The 14,969-nt window shown below is 72.6% G+C and carries 12 protein-coding genes; 3 read left to right on the top strand and 9 right to left on the bottom strand.

Features of this window, described 5'->3' with window-relative positions; genetic code table 11:
• Positions 1 to 2: 2 nt before the first annotated feature.
• Positions 3 to 1,868 carry a gamma-glutamyltransferase gene (locus AB0B40_RS21380; protein ID WP_345056757.1) on the bottom strand — a complete coding sequence of 622 codons (1,866 nt, stop codon included), beginning with the start codon at positions 1,866 to 1,868 and terminating at the stop codon, positions 3 to 5.
• A 185-nt stretch (positions 1,869 to 2,053) separates the two neighbouring features.
• Here AB0B40_RS21380 and AB0B40_RS21375 point away from each other — a divergent pair, with 185 nt between their 5' ends.
• Entirely contained in the window at positions 2,054 to 3,118 is a 1,065-nt protein-coding gene (locus AB0B40_RS21375) for a biotin/lipoate A/B protein ligase family protein (protein ID WP_345056870.1), read from the top strand.
• A gap of 377 nt (positions 3,119 to 3,495) precedes the next feature.
• Complete coding sequence (locus tag AB0B40_RS21370) at positions 3,496 to 4,164, top strand: hypothetical protein (RefSeq protein WP_362264978.1); 669 nt, start codon at positions 3,496 to 3,498, stop codon at positions 4,162 to 4,164.
• Between the two features lie 39 nt (positions 4,165 to 4,203).
• Here the strand turns inward: AB0B40_RS21370 and AB0B40_RS21365 are convergent, their stop codons facing one another.
• The 8 genes from AB0B40_RS21365 to AB0B40_RS21330 form a co-directional block, all read right to left on the bottom strand.
• Positions 4,204 to 5,730: an NCS1 family nucleobase:cation symporter-1 gene (locus AB0B40_RS21365; protein ID WP_345056753.1), complete on the bottom strand. Its 1,527-nt coding sequence runs from the start codon at positions 5,728 to 5,730 to the stop codon at positions 4,204 to 4,206.
• Between the two features lie 112 nt (positions 5,731 to 5,842).
• Positions 5,843 to 6,862, bottom strand: a complete 1,020-nt coding sequence (locus AB0B40_RS21360; RefSeq protein WP_345056751.1) for a TIGR03842 family LLM class F420-dependent oxidoreductase — start codon at positions 6,860 to 6,862, stop codon at positions 5,843 to 5,845.
• Positions 6,863 to 6,873: 11 nt separating this feature from the next.
• On the bottom strand, positions 6,874 to 8,277 hold the full coding sequence (hydA, locus tag AB0B40_RS21355; RefSeq protein WP_345056749.1) for a dihydropyrimidinase: 1,404 nt from the start codon (positions 8,275 to 8,277) through the stop codon (positions 6,874 to 6,876).
• 25 nt (positions 8,278 to 8,302) lie between these two features.
• The gene (locus tag AB0B40_RS21350; RefSeq protein WP_345056747.1) at positions 8,303 to 9,145 is read right to left on the bottom strand and encodes a nitrilase-related carbon-nitrogen hydrolase; all 843 of its coding nucleotides are present in this window, start codon (positions 9,143 to 9,145) and stop codon (positions 8,303 to 8,305) included.
• Positions 9,146 to 9,300: 155 nt separating this feature from the next.
• A complete protein-coding gene (locus AB0B40_RS21345; RefSeq protein WP_345056745.1) occupies positions 9,301 to 10,878 on the bottom strand; it encodes a PucR family transcriptional regulator in 1,578 nt (525 codons plus the stop codon).
• A gap of 52 nt (positions 10,879 to 10,930) precedes the next feature.
• Positions 10,931 to 12,223, bottom strand: a complete 1,293-nt coding sequence (locus tag AB0B40_RS21340; protein ID WP_345056743.1) for an aspartate aminotransferase family protein — start codon at positions 12,221 to 12,223, stop codon at positions 10,931 to 10,933.
• Positions 12,220 to 13,062 carry a nitrilase-related carbon-nitrogen hydrolase gene (locus AB0B40_RS21335; protein ID WP_345056741.1) on the bottom strand — a complete coding sequence of 281 codons (843 nt, stop codon included), beginning with the start codon at positions 13,060 to 13,062 and terminating at the stop codon, positions 12,220 to 12,222. The genes AB0B40_RS21340 and AB0B40_RS21335 overlap by 4 nt, the downstream gene beginning before the upstream one ends.
• A gap of 408 nt (positions 13,063 to 13,470) precedes the next feature.
• The gene (locus AB0B40_RS21330) at positions 13,471 to 13,722 is read right to left on the bottom strand and encodes a helix-turn-helix transcriptional regulator (RefSeq protein ID WP_345056739.1); all 252 of its coding nucleotides are present in this window, start codon (positions 13,720 to 13,722) and stop codon (positions 13,471 to 13,473) included.
• Positions 13,723 to 13,777: 55 nt separating this feature from the next.
• On the opposite strand from AB0B40_RS21330, the gene map reads away from it, so the two are divergent.
• Positions 13,778 to 14,554 (top strand): type I methionyl aminopeptidase, encoded by a 777-nt coding sequence (gene map, locus AB0B40_RS21325; RefSeq protein WP_345056737.1) that lies wholly within the window; start codon positions 13,778 to 13,780, stop codon positions 14,552 to 14,554.
• The last annotated feature ends 415 nt before the right edge of the window (positions 14,555 to 14,969 follow it).

Below are 14,969 nucleotides of genomic sequence, written 5' to 3'. Positions count from 1 at the left end.
GGTCAGCGGCCGACGGCGTAGCCCTGCATCCCGCGCGGGTTCGCCGCCGCCGACAGGACGCCCGTCGCCGGGTCCCGGGCCACCGCGCACAGCCGCCCCTCGGACCAGGCGGGGCCGACGGTGACGTCGTGGCCGCGCCGCCGCAGCTCCTCGATCACGGCGGGGTCGGTGCGGGACTCCACCGTCACGCTGCCGGGGCGCCGGCCGCGCGGGTGGAAGGAGCTGGGGAAGCTGTCGTTGTGCCAGTTGGGGGCGTCGATGGCGCCCTGGAGGTCGAGGCCGCCGCGGACGGGGGCGCGCAGGGCGACGGCCAGGAAGAAGTGCAGCTGCCACTGGTCCTGCTGGTCGCCGCCGGGCGTGCCGAACGCCATGACCGGCACCCCGTCGCGCAGCGCGAGGGACGGGGTGAGGGTGGTGCGGGGGCGCCGCCCGGGGGTGAGGGAGCCCGGCAGACCCTCCTCCAGCCAGGTCATCTGCAGACGGGTGCCGAGCGGGAAGCCCAGTTCGGGGACGACCGGGTTGGACTGCAGCCAGCCGCCGCTGGGCGTGGCCGCGACCATGTTGCCCCAGCGGTCGACTACGTCCAGGTGACAGGTGTCGCCGCGGGTCGTGCCGTCGGCGGCCACCGGGCCCTCCCCGGTCGCCTGCGCCTCTCCCGTCAGGTCCGCCAGGGCCGGCTCGCCGGGCAGCGCTGCGACGGTGGGCTCGCCGGCGCCCATCGGGTCGAAGCCGGGCCGCGCGCCGGCCGGCACGCGCGCGTGCGCCTGTGCGGGCAGCCGGGGCACGCGTCCGCCGGGGCTGCCGGGGCGCAGGTCGTAGGAGGCAGTCTCCTCGACCAGGGCCCGGCGCGCGGCGTTGTAGTCGTCGGACAGCAGGTCCGCGAGGGGCACCTCGGCCGCGTCCCCGTACCAGGCCTCGCGGTCGGCCATGGCGAGCTTGCAGCCCTCGACCAGCAGATGGACGTAGTCGGCGGAGCCGTAGGCGGGCAACTCGGGCGGGAGCAGGGCGAGCTGCTGGAGCAGGACGGGGCCCTGGCTCCACGGGCCGGCCTTGCACACGGTCCAGCCGTTCCAGTCGTACGTCACCGGTGCCTCGTAGGCCGCCGACCAGCCCGCGAGGTCGGCCTCGGTGAGCGTGCCGGTGTGCCGCTCGCCGCTGGTGTCCATGGTGGGCCGCCGGGACTGCCGTACCAGCGCCTCGGCGATGAAGCCGGAGCGCCACACCTCGCGCGCGGCATCGATCCGTGCCTCCCGGTCGCCCGCGTGGGCGGTCTCGGCCAGCAGCCGCTTCCAGGTGGCGGCGAGCGCGGGGTTGCGCAGCAGCGTGCCGGGCCGGGGCGCGCTGCCGCCGGGCAGGTACACCTCGGCCGACGAGGTCCACTCGGTCTCGAACAACCGCCGTACGCTCTCCACGGTCGCGCCGACGTTCTCCACGGGCGCGTGCCCGTGTTCGGCGTAGCCGACGGCGTACTTCAGCACGTCGTCCAGGGACTTGGTGCCGTGGTCGCGCAGGAGGAGCAGCCAGGCGTCGAAGGCGCCGGGCACGGCGGCGGCGAGCGGCCCGGTGCCGGGTACGAGGTCCAGCCCGAGCCCCCGGTAGTGGGCCGGGGTGGCGCCCGCCGGGGCCACGCCCTGCCCGCACAGCACACGCACGTCACCGCCCGCCGGGGCGAGCAGGATCGGCACCTCGCCGGCCGGCCCGTTGAGGTGCGGCTCCACGACGTGCAGGACGAACGCACCGGCCACGGCCGCGTCGAAGGCGTTGCCACCCTCCTCCAGGACCGCCATCGCCGACTGGGAGGCCAGCCAGTGGGTGGAGGAGACCATGCCGAAGGTTCCCTGGAGGGTGGGCCGGGTGGTGAACCGCATCTGTCACCTCGCTGTGTGTCCGCGGACATCAGCGCCGCTGTGTCCGGTCAGCGCTCGGTACCCGTCTGCGAGGGAGCCTACGCGGCTGATCCGGTGGGCCGCCTGAGAGCGGCCGGCTCGGCTGCCGGGAACACCACGGCCGGAGCGGACGTTGATCTCGTGCGGCAGGAACGGAGGTCATGGCTGTGCACGGTGAGTACAAGGTGCCCGGCGGCAAGCTCGTCGTGGTGGACGTCGACGCCGAGGACGGCGTGCTGCGGCACGTGCGCGTGGCGGGTGACTTCTTCCTTGAGCCGGACGAGGCGCTGGACGCGGTGAACGCCGCGCTGGAGGGCGCTCCCGCGGACACCGACACGGCGGGGCTGGCCGCGCGGATCGACGCGGCGCTCCCGGCGGGGACGGTGATGTACGGCCTGACCGCCGAGGGCGTCGGTGTGGCGGTGCGGCGCGCGCTCGCCGGCGCCACCGACTGGACCGACTACGACTGGCAGCTGATCCACGAGGCCCCGCAGCCGCCGGCCCTGCACATGGCGCTGGACGAGGTGCTGACCGCCGAGGTGGCCGCGGGCCGGCGCCCGCCGACGCTGCGGGTGTGGGAGTGGGCCGCCCCGGCGGTGATCATCGGCAGCTTCCAGTCGCTGCGCAACGAGGTGGACCCGGAGGGCGCCGCCCGGCACGGTATCGAGGTGGTGCGGCGGATCTCCGGCGGCGGCGCGATGTTCGTGGAGCCCGGCAACACGATCACCTACTCGCTGTCGGTGCCCGCGTCCCTCGTACAGGGCCTGTCCTTCCAGGACAGCTACGCCTACCTGGACGAGTGGGTGCTGGGCGCCCTCGGTGACATGGGCATCCGCGCCTGGTACCAGCCGCTGAACGACATCGCCACGGACCAGGGCAAGATCGCGGGCGCGGCGCAGAAGCGGATCGTCGGGCCCGGCGGGGGCCCGGGTGCCGTGCTGCACCACGTGACCATGTCGTACGACATCGACGCCGACAAGATGGTCGAGGTGCTGCGGATCGGGCGGGAGAAACTGTCCGGCAAGGGGACGGCGAGCGCGAAGAAACGCGTCGATCCGCTGCGGCGGCAGACGGGGCTGGCCCGCGAGGCCGTCATCGACCGGATGATCGGCTCCTTCCGGGCGCGCTACGGGCTGGCGCACGGCACGGTCACCGACGAGGAACTGGCCCGGGCGCAGGAGCTGGCGCGCACCAAGTTCATGTCGCCGCGGTGGACGGCGAGGGTGCCGTAGCGCTCCGCCGGCCGTCGCGAGCGGTGGGCCCCGAGCCGTGGCCCGTGGACCGGGGCAGGCGGCCGGAGGCAGGCGGCCGGGGAGCGGGGAGCAGGCGACCGGAGCCAGACGACCGGGCGACCGGAGGCAGGCGGCCGGAGGCAGGCGGCCAGGCGGCGCGGCCGGGAGCAGGCAGCCAGGAGGCCAGGCGGCCGGGAGTAGGCGGGCGGGGCGGGTCAACGGGCATAAGGGGCAAAGGAGTACGTCGGAAGCGAGTGGCTGTGACCGGCCGGGCACGGACCGCGTTGGCACTTCCGCCCCACAGGCAGTCGTGTGACACTGTCGCCCTGTCCACACCGCGGACCCCTCCGTACCACCTCCCCCACGAGAAGTGCGCCGTGCGTTCCTTTCCTCTGCCGCTCACGCTCACCGCGCGTCTTTCGCCCGTCGCGGTACTCGCCTGCGCCGGCTGGGCGCTGACCTCCGGCCCGGTGGCCCCACCTGCCGCCGCCGGGCACCAGACGCCCCAGAACACCCCCGCCGGGTCCTCCTCCGCGGCCCCGTCCACCACCGCCGCGGCGAACGCGTACGCCACCGCGCCGGCCCCCTGCGCCGGCGTGCCCGGTGCCACCGTCAAGTCCCTGGTGCCGGGGGCGAAGACGGCCGGCAAGGAGATCCCGTCGACGGACACCGGGCTGCGCCGCACCTGCTCCTGGAACGCGCTCCACGGGTACGACTACCGCTGGCTCGACGTCTCCTTCGAGATCAGCCCGTCGGAGCAGGAGGCGAAGAAGGAGTACGAGCAGCGGGTGGCGGAGCGCGGCGGCGGCGGGGCCGTCCCGGGGCTCGGGGACGGCGCCTACTCGGTCGTGAACCTCACCACGGAGGACAAGCAGGAGACCCGCGAGGGCGTGGTGCTGGCCCGCGTCGCCAACGCCCTCGTCGTCGTCACCTACAGCGGCAGCGACTTCGAGTCCAAGAAGGCCCCCGGCACCGACGAGATCAACAAGGGGGCCATCAAGGCGGCCAAGTCCGCGGTGGCCGCGCTCGGCGGCGGCCGGGGCTGAGCCCCGGGCACCGGCGCGGGCCGCGCGGCGGTGACGGGCTCAGCCCGTCCGCCGGCCCCGGCCGGAGGCCAGGGTCAGCGCCAGGTACAGCACCGAGGAGGTGCACAGGCCCACCGCCCAGCCGTAGTCGGCGAGCGGGGCCAGTGCCGGGACGGGGCGGCCGTCGATCAGGGGCTTGAAGTTCGCGCCGCCGACCGCGAGGACACCACCCGCCAGGAAGGCGGCGACCGCCCGCCAGTTCCAGCCGCCGGCGTACCAGTAACGGCCGCCCGCGCGGTACAGGTCGGCAAGGTCCAGGCGGGTGCGGCGCAGCAGCCAGTAGTCGGCGACGAGGATGCCCGCGACCGTGCCGAGCAGGCCGCCGACCAGGCCGAGCCAGGTGAAGATGTAGCCCTGGGGGTCGGAGTACAGCTTCCACGGGAAGATCAGGACGGCGAGGACGGCGGTGATGAGCGCTCCGGAGCGGAAACTCACCTTCCGTGGCGCCACGTTGGAGAAGTCGAAGGCCGGCGAGACGAGGTTGGCGGCGATGTTCACCGAGAGGGTGGCCACCAGGACCGTGACGAGCGCGTAGAGCAGGCCGATCGCGTTGTCCGTCTTCGCCGCCAGCTGTACCGGATCCCAGACCGGCTCGCCGTACACCGCCTGTGAGCCCGAGGTGACCAGCACCGACAGGAACGCGAACAGGGTCATCGTGGTGGGCAGGCCCAGGGCCTGGCCCCACGTCTGCGCCTTCTGGCTCCGGCCGTAGCGGGTGAAGTCCGGGATGTTCAGGCTCAGCGTGGACCAGAAGCCGATCATGCCCATCAGCGAGGGCCAGAACAGCTTCCAGAAGTCCTCGCCCCAGCCGAGCCTGGAGGGCTGGGCGAAGAGCGGGCCGACACCGCCGGCCTTGCCGCTCATCCACCACAGCATGACCAGGGCGCCGACGAGGACGAAGGGCGCGGCCCAGTTCTCGAAGCGGCGGATGGTCTCCATGCCCCGGTAGATGATGGCGACCTGGACGGCCCAGAAGACGGCGAAGGACAGCCACATGGTCCAGGCGTGGCCGCCGAGGTGCGCGGCGTTCGACCAGCTGTCGCCGATCAGTTTGCCGGCGAGGAAGTAGATCGCCTCACCGCCGATCCAGGTCTGGATGCCGAACCAGCCGCAGGCCACCAACGCCCGTACGACGGCGGGCAGGTTGGCGCCCCGGATGCCGAAGGAGGCGCGGGCGAAGACGGGGAAGGGGATGCCGTACTTGGGGCCGGCGTGTCCGGTCAGCAGCATCGGGACCAGCACGATCAGGTTGGCGAGGGCGATGGTGAACACCGCCTGTCTCCAGTCCATCCCGACGGCGATCAGGCCGGAGGCGAGGGTCCAGGACGCGGTGTTGTGGGCCATGCCGACCCACAGGGCCGAGAAGTTGTACGTCGTCCACGTACGTCCCGTCGCGGGGACCGGGAGCAGATCCTCGTTGGCGTAGGGGCCGCTGGGCGGGGGTGTGCCGGGGGCGAGTTCCACGCGCCCGTCGGGGAGGGTGACCTGGCCGGAGGGCGGTATGGCCGTGGGAGCGGTGTCGGTCATGGGCTGGCCAATCGGGGAGAGGCGGGTCGGGAGAGGCCGTGCGGGCACCAGCCCCCTCCCCGGGACGGCGGGGAGGGGTGACCAGGAGGAGCGTGGGGGGCTCGGGGACGGGTCAGGTGGTGAGGGCCGGGATCACCTTCGTGCCGTAGGCGTCGATCGTGGCCTCCTGCGCGTCGTGCATGTCGTAGAGCGCGAACTGGTCGACGCCCAGGGCGCGCAGGGCCTCCATTTTCTCGATGTGCTTCTCGACGGGGCCGATGACGCAGAACCGGTCCACGATGTCGTCGGGCACGAACCGGGTGTCCGGGTTGTCGCTGCGGCCGTGGTGGGCGTAGTCGTAGCCCTGCCGGGTCCTGATGTAGTCGGTGAGTTCCTCGGGGATCTGGGCGGAGTGTTCGCCGTACTTGGCGACCAGGTCGGCGACGTGGTTGCCGACCATGCCGCCGAACCAGCGGCACTGGTCGCGGGCGTGGGCGAGGGCCTCGGGCGAGTCGTCCTCGGTGACGTACGCCGGGGCGGCGACGCAGACGGTCACCTCGGAGGGGTCGCGGCCGGCCGCGACCGCGGCGTCCTTGACGGCCTTCACCATGTACTGGGTCAGATACAGGTCGGCGAGCTGGAGGATGAAGCCGTCGGCCTCCTCGCCGGTCATCTTCAGCGCCTTGGGGCCGTACGCCGCCATCCACACGGGGAGTTCGGCGCCCTCCCTCACCCAGGGGAAGCGGATCTTCGTGCCGCCGAGGTCGGCCTCGTCGCCGCGGCCGAGGGCGCGGATGACCTTCATGGCCTCGCTGATCCGGGCCAGGGTGTTGGGTTTGCGGCCGGCGACGCGCATCGCGGAGTCGCCGCGGCCGATGCCGCAGACGGTGCGGTTGCCGAACATGTCGTTGAGGGTGGCGAAGGTGGAGGCGGTGACCTCCCAGGTGCGGGTGCCCGGGTTGGTGACCATCGGGCCGACCGTCAGCCTCTGGGTGTTCGCCAGGATCTGGCTGTAGATCACGAACGGCTCCTGCCAGAGCACGGCGGAGTCGAAGGTCCAGCCGTAGCGGAAGCCCGCCCGCTCGGCCCGTTTCATCAGGCTGACGACGCGGGAGGCGGGCGGGTCGGTCTGCAGGACGAGTCCGAAGTCCATCGGCACCACTCCTAGTTCAGGTACTGGCAGGTGGAGCGCGGGGTGTAGACGCCGTGTCCGGCGTGTCCGGTGTACTCCCGCCGGTCGATGACGAGTTCGCCGCGCGACAGGACCGTCTCGACACGGCCGGTGACGTGCTTGCCCTCGTACGCCGAGTAGTCGACGTTCATGTGGTGGGTGGCGGCGGACATCACCTGCTCGGCGTGCGGGTCGTAGATGACGACGTCCGCGTCGGCACCCGGGGTGATGGTGCCCTTCTTCGGGTACAGGCCGAACATCCGGGCCGGGGTGGCGCAGGCGACCTCGATCCAGCGGCGACGGGAGATGTGCCCGTCGACGACCGCCTGGTGGAGCAGGTCCATGCGGTTCTCCACGCCCGGCAGCCCGTTGGGGATCCTGGAGAAGTCGCCGCGGCCCAGTTCCTTCTGGCCGGTGAAGCAGAAGGGGCAGTGGTCGGTGGAGACGACCTGGAGGTCGTTGGTGCGCAGGCCCTGCCAGAGCCTGGCCTGGTGCTCCCGCGGCCTCAGCGGTGTGGAGCACACGTACTTGGCGCCCTCGAAGTCCGGCTCGGCGAGGTTGTCGGTGGACAGGAACAGGTACTGCGGGCAGGTCTCGCCGAAGACGTTCAGCCCCTCGTCCCGGGCCCGGACCAGCTCCGCCACCGCCTCCTGGGCCGAGACGTGCACCACGTACAGCGGGGCTCCGGCGACCTGGGCCAGCCGGATGGCGCGGTGCGTGGCCTCGGCCTCCAGCAGGGCCTTGCGCACCTCGCCGTGGTGGCGCGGGTCGGTCTCGCCGCGGGCGAGGGCCTGTTCGACCAGCACGTCGATGGCGATGCCGTTCTCGGCGTGCATCATGATCAGTCCGCCGTTGCCGGCGGCACGCTGCATGGCGCGCAGGATCTGTCCGTCGTCGGAGTAGAAGACCCCCGGGTAGGCCATGAACTGCTTGAAGCTGGTCACGCCCTCCTCGACCAGCAGGTCCATCTCCTTGAGCGTCCCGGGGTTCACATCGGAGACGATCATGTGGAAGGCGTAGTCGATCGCGCAGTTGCCCTCGGCCTTGGCGTGCCAGGCGTCCAGGCCCTCGCGCAGGGTGTGGCCGACGCTCTGGATGGCGAAGTCCACGATGGTCGTCGTACCGCCCCAGGCGGCGGCGCGGGTGCCGGTCTCGAAGGTGTCCGCGGCGGTGGTGCCGCCGAACGGCATCTGCATGTGGGTGTGGCCGTCGACGCCGCCGGGGATGACGTACTTCCCGGTGGCGTCGATCTCCCGGTCGGCGGTGAACGCCCCGGCGGCCGGGGTTCCGGAGGCGGCGAGGGCGGCGATGCGGCCGTCCTCGATCAGGACGTCGGCGTGGATCTCGTCCGACGCGGTGATGACGAGACCGCCGCGGATGACGGTACGGCTGCTCATGCTGCTCCCTCGGTCACGGTTGCGGTCAGGGCGCGGTCAGCGGCGTGTACGCCCCCGGTGCGCGGTCGCGGTAGAACTGCCAGCGGTCGCGGACCTCGCGGAGCCTGGCCAGGTCCAGGTCGCGGACGACGAGTTCGGTCTCCTTGTCGCTCGCGACCTCGCCGACGAACTGCGCCTCCGGGTCCACGAAGTACGTGGTGCCGTAGAAGTCGTTGTCGCCCAGGTCCTCCACGCCGACCCGGTTGATCGCGCCGACGAAGTACTCGTTGGCGACGGCCGCCGCCGGCTGTTCCAGCTGCCACAGATAGCGGGAGAGGCCGCGCGAGGTGGCCGAGGGGTTGAAGACGATCTCGGCACCGGCCAGGCCCAGCGCCCGCCAGCCTTCCGGGAAGTGGCGGTCGTAGCAGATGTAGACGCCTATCCTGCCGGCCGCGGTGTCGAAGACGGGCCAGCCGCTGTTGCCGGGACGGAAGTAGAACTTCTCCCAGAAGCCCCGCACCTGGGGGATGTGGGTCTTGCGGTACTTGCCGAGGTAGGAGCCGTCCGCGTCGATCACGGCCGCGGTGTTGTAGAGGACGCCCGGCTGCTCCTCCTCGTACATGGGCAGGACCAGGACGATGCCCAGCTCGCGGGCGAGGGTCTGGAAGCGCTGGACGGTCGGGCCCTCGGGGATGCGCTCGGCGTACTCGTAGAACGCCTCGTCCTGGACCTGGCAGAAGTAGGGGCCGTAGAACAGCTCCTGGAAGCAGAGGACTTGGGCACCCTGGGCGGCCGCGTCGCGGGCGGCCTGCTCGTGGACCTGGATCATGGACTCCTTGTCGCCGGTCCAGGCGGTCTGGAAGAGGGCGGCACGGATCACTCGGCTCATCGGGACCTCCGGTAGCTCGGTGTCCCGTGAGCCTAGGAAGCCCGGGGAGCCGGTTCGACGGGCAGCGTGTCACGTCCACGGGCGGCCGGCGTGCCACCGTGTCACGTGTGCGCGGGCCCATGTTTCACCACCGTTGTCGCGTGAGTTCGCATGTTTCACCCCTGTTGCGCGTCGTGCGCGAGCAGCGCGATGTGCACGGAGGCCGCCTGTTCGAAGTCGTCCAGGTCGACACCGAGACGGGTCTGTATGGCCTCCAGGCGGCGGTACAGGGCCGGCCGGGAGACATGGTGGAGCAGGGCGGTGCGGGACTTGTTGCGGCCCGTCGCCAGATAGGTCCGCAGCACGTTCAGCAGCTCCGGTTCGGGCTCGCTCAGCAGCCCGTCCAGCTCGCGCTCGGCGAAGGACTGCACCTGCGGGTCGTCGCGGAGCAGCCGTACCAGACCGCGCAGATGGACGTCCCGCAGGCGTACGACGTCCGGCAGCTCCAGGGCGGCCGAGGAGCCGGCGACGGCGTCGGCGACGTGCCGGGCCTCGCGCAGCCCGTCGGGCACCTCCTCCCAGGCGGTACGCGGCGCGGCGGCGGCGACCACGGCCGGCTGCCGGGTCCGCAGCCGGGCCGCGAAGTGCGCGGTGAGCGCCTCGGCGTCCTGGTCCCGGGCGAGGCTGAGCAGCACGGCGGCGACGCCGTCGGCGAGTTCGGCGACGATGCCGGGCAGTCCCAGCAGGCGCAGGACCGGGCCGAGTTGCCCCGGCTCGCCGTCGCGTACGACGAGCGGCACGAAGGTGCGCCGGTTGACCGGCAGTCCGGCCGCCCGGGCCCGCGGCAGCAGCTGCCGGGCCGGTACGACGCCGGAGACGAGGTCGGTCAGCAGGCTCTGCGCGGACTGCTCCTCCCAGCTGTGGGCGGAGGTCCCGCCGAGCATCCGGTGCAGCACCAGGGCCTCGGCGGCCCGCTCGGCGAGCAGCCGTCCGGTGGCCTGGTCGCCCCGGTAGCCGCACAGCAGCAGCCGGCCCCAGCGTTCGCCGCGTCCGCCCAGCTCGGCGCGGATCCAGCCGTCACCGGCGGTGCCGCCCGCCTGCCGGGCGATCCGGTCCCAGTCGCGCAGCACGTCGTCCACCGCGGACCGCTCCCCCGCCGTGCCGAGGACGCGGTGGGCGAGGTTGGTGACGACGACCGGGCAGCCGCTGTGCCGGGCGACCTCGTCGAGCAGCCGTCGCAGCGGGGCGCCGGCCGTGATCAGCCCGGTGAGCGCGGTCCGTACGGTCTCCGACATGCTGATCGCGGCGAACTTCTGCCGCACCAGCCGGGACTGCACCTCCTCGGTCAGCTCGGCGAAGGGGAACGGGCGGTGGAGTACGACCATGGGCAGCCCGCAGCGCTCGGCGGCGCGGCGCATCACCTCGGGCGGGGCCGGGAAGGCGCGCCCGAGGCCGAGGACGACGGCCGCCGCCTCCGCCCGGTGCAGGGAGCGGATGTACTCGGTCTGCCGGGCCTCGTCCCCGGCGAGCAGCACACCGGTGGTGAGGACCATCTCCCCGCCGCTGAGCATCACGCCGACGTCGGCGGCCTCGGCGACGTGCACCCAGCGCACCGGCCGGTCGAGCCGGTCCCGGCCGGCCACCACCTCGGGCTCTCCGGCGAGCACCCGCTCCAGGGCCAGCACCTGGCGCACGGACAGGACCGGTTCGGGCGGCTGGGGTCCGGTGCGCCGGAACTCCGGGGTGGTGGTCATGGCCGTGCACCTGTTCTCTCGTACGTGCTCCCCGACGGCGTGCCGGCGTGGCTCAGCCGCTCTCGTACGTGCCGCGCAGCGCCCGCTCCAGGATCGCCGCGCCCTCCTCGGCCTCGGCGACGGTCAGTGACAGCGGCGGGGCGATCCGCAGGGCGCTGGTGTCGTGGCCGCCGCCCTTGCCGATGAGCAGGCCGCCCTCGCGTGCCGCCTCCAGCACCGCGGCGGCGGCCTGCGGATCGGCCTCGTCCGTGCCCGGCTTGACCAGCTCGACGCCGATCATCAGCCCGCGTCCGCGCACCTCCCGCACCCCGGGCAGCTGGGCGCCGACCGCGCGCAGCCGCTCGATGAGCAGTCCGCCGACGCGCCGGGCGTTGCCCTGGAGGTCGTGTTCGAGGAGGTAGGCGAGGTTGGCGAGGCCGGCGGCCATGGTGATCTGGGTGCCGCCGAAGGTGGAGATGCTGTTGGCGTCAAGGCAGTTCATGATCTCGGCGCGGGCGATGACACCGCCGATGGACATGCCGTTGCCGATGCCCTTGGCGAAGGTGACGATGTCCGGCGGGCCGCTGCGGGCGTGCGCCTGCCAGCCCCAGAAGTGGTCGCCGGTGCGGCCCCAGCCGGTCTGCACCTCGTCGGCGATCCACAGGATCCCGTGCGCGTCCAGCACTTCGCGGAAGGCCGCGTACAGTCCGTCGGGCGGCGAGGTGAACCCGCCGACGCCCTGGACGGGTTCGGCGATCAGCGCGGCCGGCGCCCGGGTGTGGCCGAGGACGTCCTTCAGGTCGGCGACGCAGGCGTCGATGAAGGCGCGGTCGTCGAGGTGGGCGAACGGTCCCCGGGTGCGGACGCCGCCGTGGACGTAGAGCGTCTGCAGCGGGGACAGGGAGGTCGGGGACCAGCCGCGGTTGCCGGTGATGCCGACGGCGCTGAAGGATCGGCCGTGGTAGCTGTTGCGCATGGCGAGGACGGTGTTGCTGCGCCGGTGGGCGGTGGCCAGCAGCAGGGCGGTGTCGTTGGCCTCGGTGCCGGAGGTCGTGAAGAACACCCGGGCGTCCGGGACACCGCTGAGCTGGGCGACGCGCTCGGCGAGTTCGACCATCGGCCGGTTGAGGTAGAGGGTGGAGGAGTGCAGGATCCGGCCGGCCTGCTCGCTGACCGCCTTGGTCACGTCGGGCAGCGCGTGCGCGGTCATCGTGGTCAGGATGCCGCCGAAGAAGTCGAGGTACCTGCGGCCGGCGGAGTCCCAGACGTACCGTCCCTCGCCGTGGGTGATCTCCATCGGGTCGTCGTAGTAGAGGGCGAGCCAGTCGGGCATGACCCGGCGGTGACGGGAGTAGAGGTCGTTCACGGCTGCACCAGCCCTTCGTAGGCGTCGGGGCGGCGGTCGCGGTAGAAGGCCCACTGCTGCCGCACTTCCTCGATGAGGTCGAAGTCCAGGTCGCGGACGAGGAGTTCCTCGGCCTTGTCACCGGCCGGCTCGCCCACGAACCGTCCGCGGGGATCGACGAAGTACGACGTTCCGTAGAAGTCGTTGTCGCCGTACTCCTCCTGCCCCACCCGGTTGATGGCGGCGACGAAGTACTCGTTGGCGACGGCCGCGGCGGGCTGTTCCAGCTGCCACAGGTGCGCGGACAGGCCCCGGTGGGTGGCGGACGGGTTGTAGACCAGCTGGGCGCCGTTCAGTCCGAGCTGCCGCCAGCCCTCCGGGAAGTGCCGGTCGTAGCAGATGTAGACGCCGACCTTGCCGACGGCGGTGTCGAAGACGGGCCAGCCGAGGTTGCCGGGCTTGAAGTAGTACTTCTCCCAGAAGCCCTTGACCTGCGGGATGTGGTGCTTGCGGTATTTGCCGAGGTAGGTCCCGTCGGCGTCGATCACGGCGGCGGTGTTGTAGTAGAAGCCGGACTGCTCGACCTCGAAGACCGGGACGACGATCACCATGCCGGTCTCGCGGGCCAGTTCGCGCATCCGGCGCACGGTCGGCCCGTCGGGCACCGGCTCGGCCCAGCGGTAGTGCTCGGGCTCCTGGACCTGGCAGAAGTAGGGGGCGTTGAAGACTTCCTGGAATCCGATGATCCGCGCGCCCCGGCGGGCCGCCTCGCGGGCGTGCTCCTCGTGTTTCGCCACCATGGACTCGGTGTCGCCGGTCCAGGTGGCCTGGACCAGAGCGGCGCGGACGACGTTGGCCATGAGCTGCTCCTTCGACGCGGCCTCAGAGCCTCTACGCCCGTAGAGCAGGGCGTAGAGGCACGAACGTAAGCCTCCGCGGGGCCCTTGCCAAGACCATCGCCGTCAACCCGCGGAGTCGATCACGTTTCACACTCCTGTGGGTGAGCGGATCCGACGGCCAGGGGGGCGGACCGGGGCACATCGGGACGCTGTACTCCCCTCCTGGTCACGTGGCGTGTCCGGCGGCGCACGGCGTGCCCCTGGCCCCGGTGGCGCCCGCCGGAGACGGCCGACGCGGCCCGGATCGGCCTGGAGCGGCAGCGGGACGAGGCGCCGGGGGCGGCGTACCGGGCGGCCTCCCCGGGGCAAGGCAACACCAGTCGTGTTACGGGCTCGCTGCGGGGAGTTTTCCGGCGGGGCGCGGACGGCTCAGGCGGCCACCATGGCGCACCGCGCCAGCAGTTCGTCCATGGACAGGCCGAGAACACGCGCCAGCGCGGCCACCGTGAAGAACGCCGGAGTCGGCGCCCGTCCCGTCTCGATCTTGCGGAGCGTCTCGGCCGAGACACCCGCCTCGGCGGCCACGTCGGCCATGCTCCGGGGACCGCGCGCCAGGCGCAGCAGCTGCCCGAGCCGCTCGCCGCGTTCGCGCTCTTCGGGGGTGAGGGGGGTGCGCACCATGCCCCTATTCTGCCCTCCGCCCGGCCGTCATTCAAATACCGGTATAGTAATTGGCATGGTGGAACTCAAGACGGACACATCGATCGACGCGATGCGGGAGGCGGGCCGGGTCGTCGGCCGGGCCCTGACGGCCGTACGGGAGGCGGCGCGCGTCGGCGTCTCCCTGCTGGAGCTGGACGAGGCGGCCCGGGAGGTACTGCGCGAGGCGGGCGCGTCCTCCCCGTTCCTCGGCTACCGGCCCTCCTTCGCCCCGACCCCCTTCCCCGCGGTCATCTGCGCCTCGGTGAACGACGCGATCGTGCACGGCGTCCCCACGGGGTACCGGCTGCGCGACGGCGACCTGCTCTCCGTCGACTGCGGCGCCGAGCTGGACGGCTGGGTCGGCGACTCGGCCATCAGCTTCGTGGTGGGCCGCCCGCGCCCGGCGGACCTCCGGCTGGTCGAGACCGCCGAGCGGGCCCTGGCGGCGGGCATCGGGGCAGCCGTGGCCGGCAACCGCATCGGCGACATCGCACACGCCGTCGGCCGGGTCTGCCGGGCGGCCGGTTACGGCATCCCACAGGGCTTCGGCGGCCACGGCGTGGGCCGCCGTATGCACGAGGACCCCGAGGTGCCCAACGAGGGCCGCCCCGGCCGCGGCCTCCCGCTGCGCCCCGGCATGGTCCTCGCCATCGAGCCGATGCTGATCGCGAGCGGCAGGGACGACTACTGCACGGCGGCCGACGGCTGGACCCTCCGCACCACCGACGGCTCCCGGGCCGCCCACGCCGAACACACCGTGGCCGTCACGGACGCCGGACCCCGCGTCCTGACGGCCGCAGAAGCTCCCTGACGACCACGGCAGGCACCGGGCCACCACGCAGGAACGGCTCCCGAGCCGCCCACGCCTCACACCGTGACCGTCACGGACGCCGGACCTCGCGTCCTGACGGCCGCAGAAGCTCCCTGACGACCACGGCAGGCGCCGGGCCACCACGCGGTCGCACACAGGCAGGAACGGCTCCCGAGCCGCCCACGCCTCACACCATGGCCGTCAGGACGCCGGACCCCGCATCCTGACGGCCGCAGAAGCTCCCTGACGACCACGGCAGACACCGCGCTGCCACGCGGTCGCACACAAGCAGGAACGGCTCCCGAGCCGCCCACGCCCCACACCGTGACCGTCACGGACGCCGGGCCCCGGTAGTGACAGCCAGGGAAGCTCGCTGACGGGAGCACACGGGCAGGTCGATGCACGGCCGCGCCGA

The organism is Streptomyces sp. NPDC042638 (genome assembly GCF_040647235.1).
GTDB classification, from domain to species: domain Bacteria; phylum Actinomycetota; class Actinomycetes; order Streptomycetales; family Streptomycetaceae; genus Streptomyces; species Streptomyces rameus.
This window is presented reverse-complemented; position numbering and strand designations above follow the sequence as displayed.

Coding starts and splice junctions, on each gene's coding strand:
- AB0B40_RS21380 (WP_345056757.1), bottom strand. CDS start 1,868: ATGCGGTTCACCACCCGGCCCACCCTCCAGGGAACCTTCGGCATGGTC.
- AB0B40_RS21365 (WP_345056753.1), bottom strand. CDS start 5,730: ATGACCGACACCGCTCCCACGGCCATACCGCCCTCCGGCCAGGTCACC.
- AB0B40_RS21360 (WP_345056751.1), bottom strand. CDS start 6,862: ATGGACTTCGGACTCGTCCTGCAGACCGACCCGCCCGCCTCCCGCGTC.
- hydA (WP_345056749.1), bottom strand. CDS start 8,277: ATGAGCAGCCGTACCGTCATCCGCGGCGGTCTCGTCATCACCGCGTCG.
- AB0B40_RS21350 (WP_345056747.1), bottom strand. CDS start 9,145: ATGAGCCGAGTGATCCGTGCCGCCCTCTTCCAGACCGCCTGGACCGGC.
- AB0B40_RS21345 (WP_345056745.1), bottom strand. CDS start 10,878: ATGACCACCACCCCGGAGTTCCGGCGCACCGGACCCCAGCCGCCCGAA.
- AB0B40_RS21335 (WP_345056741.1), bottom strand. CDS start 13,062: ATGGCCAACGTCGTCCGCGCCGCTCTGGTCCAGGCCACCTGGACCGGC.
- AB0B40_RS21330 (WP_345056739.1), bottom strand. CDS start 13,722: ATGGTGCGCACCCCCCTCACCCCCGAAGAGCGCGAACGCGGCGAGCGG.
- map (WP_345056737.1), top strand. CDS start 13,778: ATGGTGGAACTCAAGACGGACACATCGATCGACGCGATGCGGGAGGCG.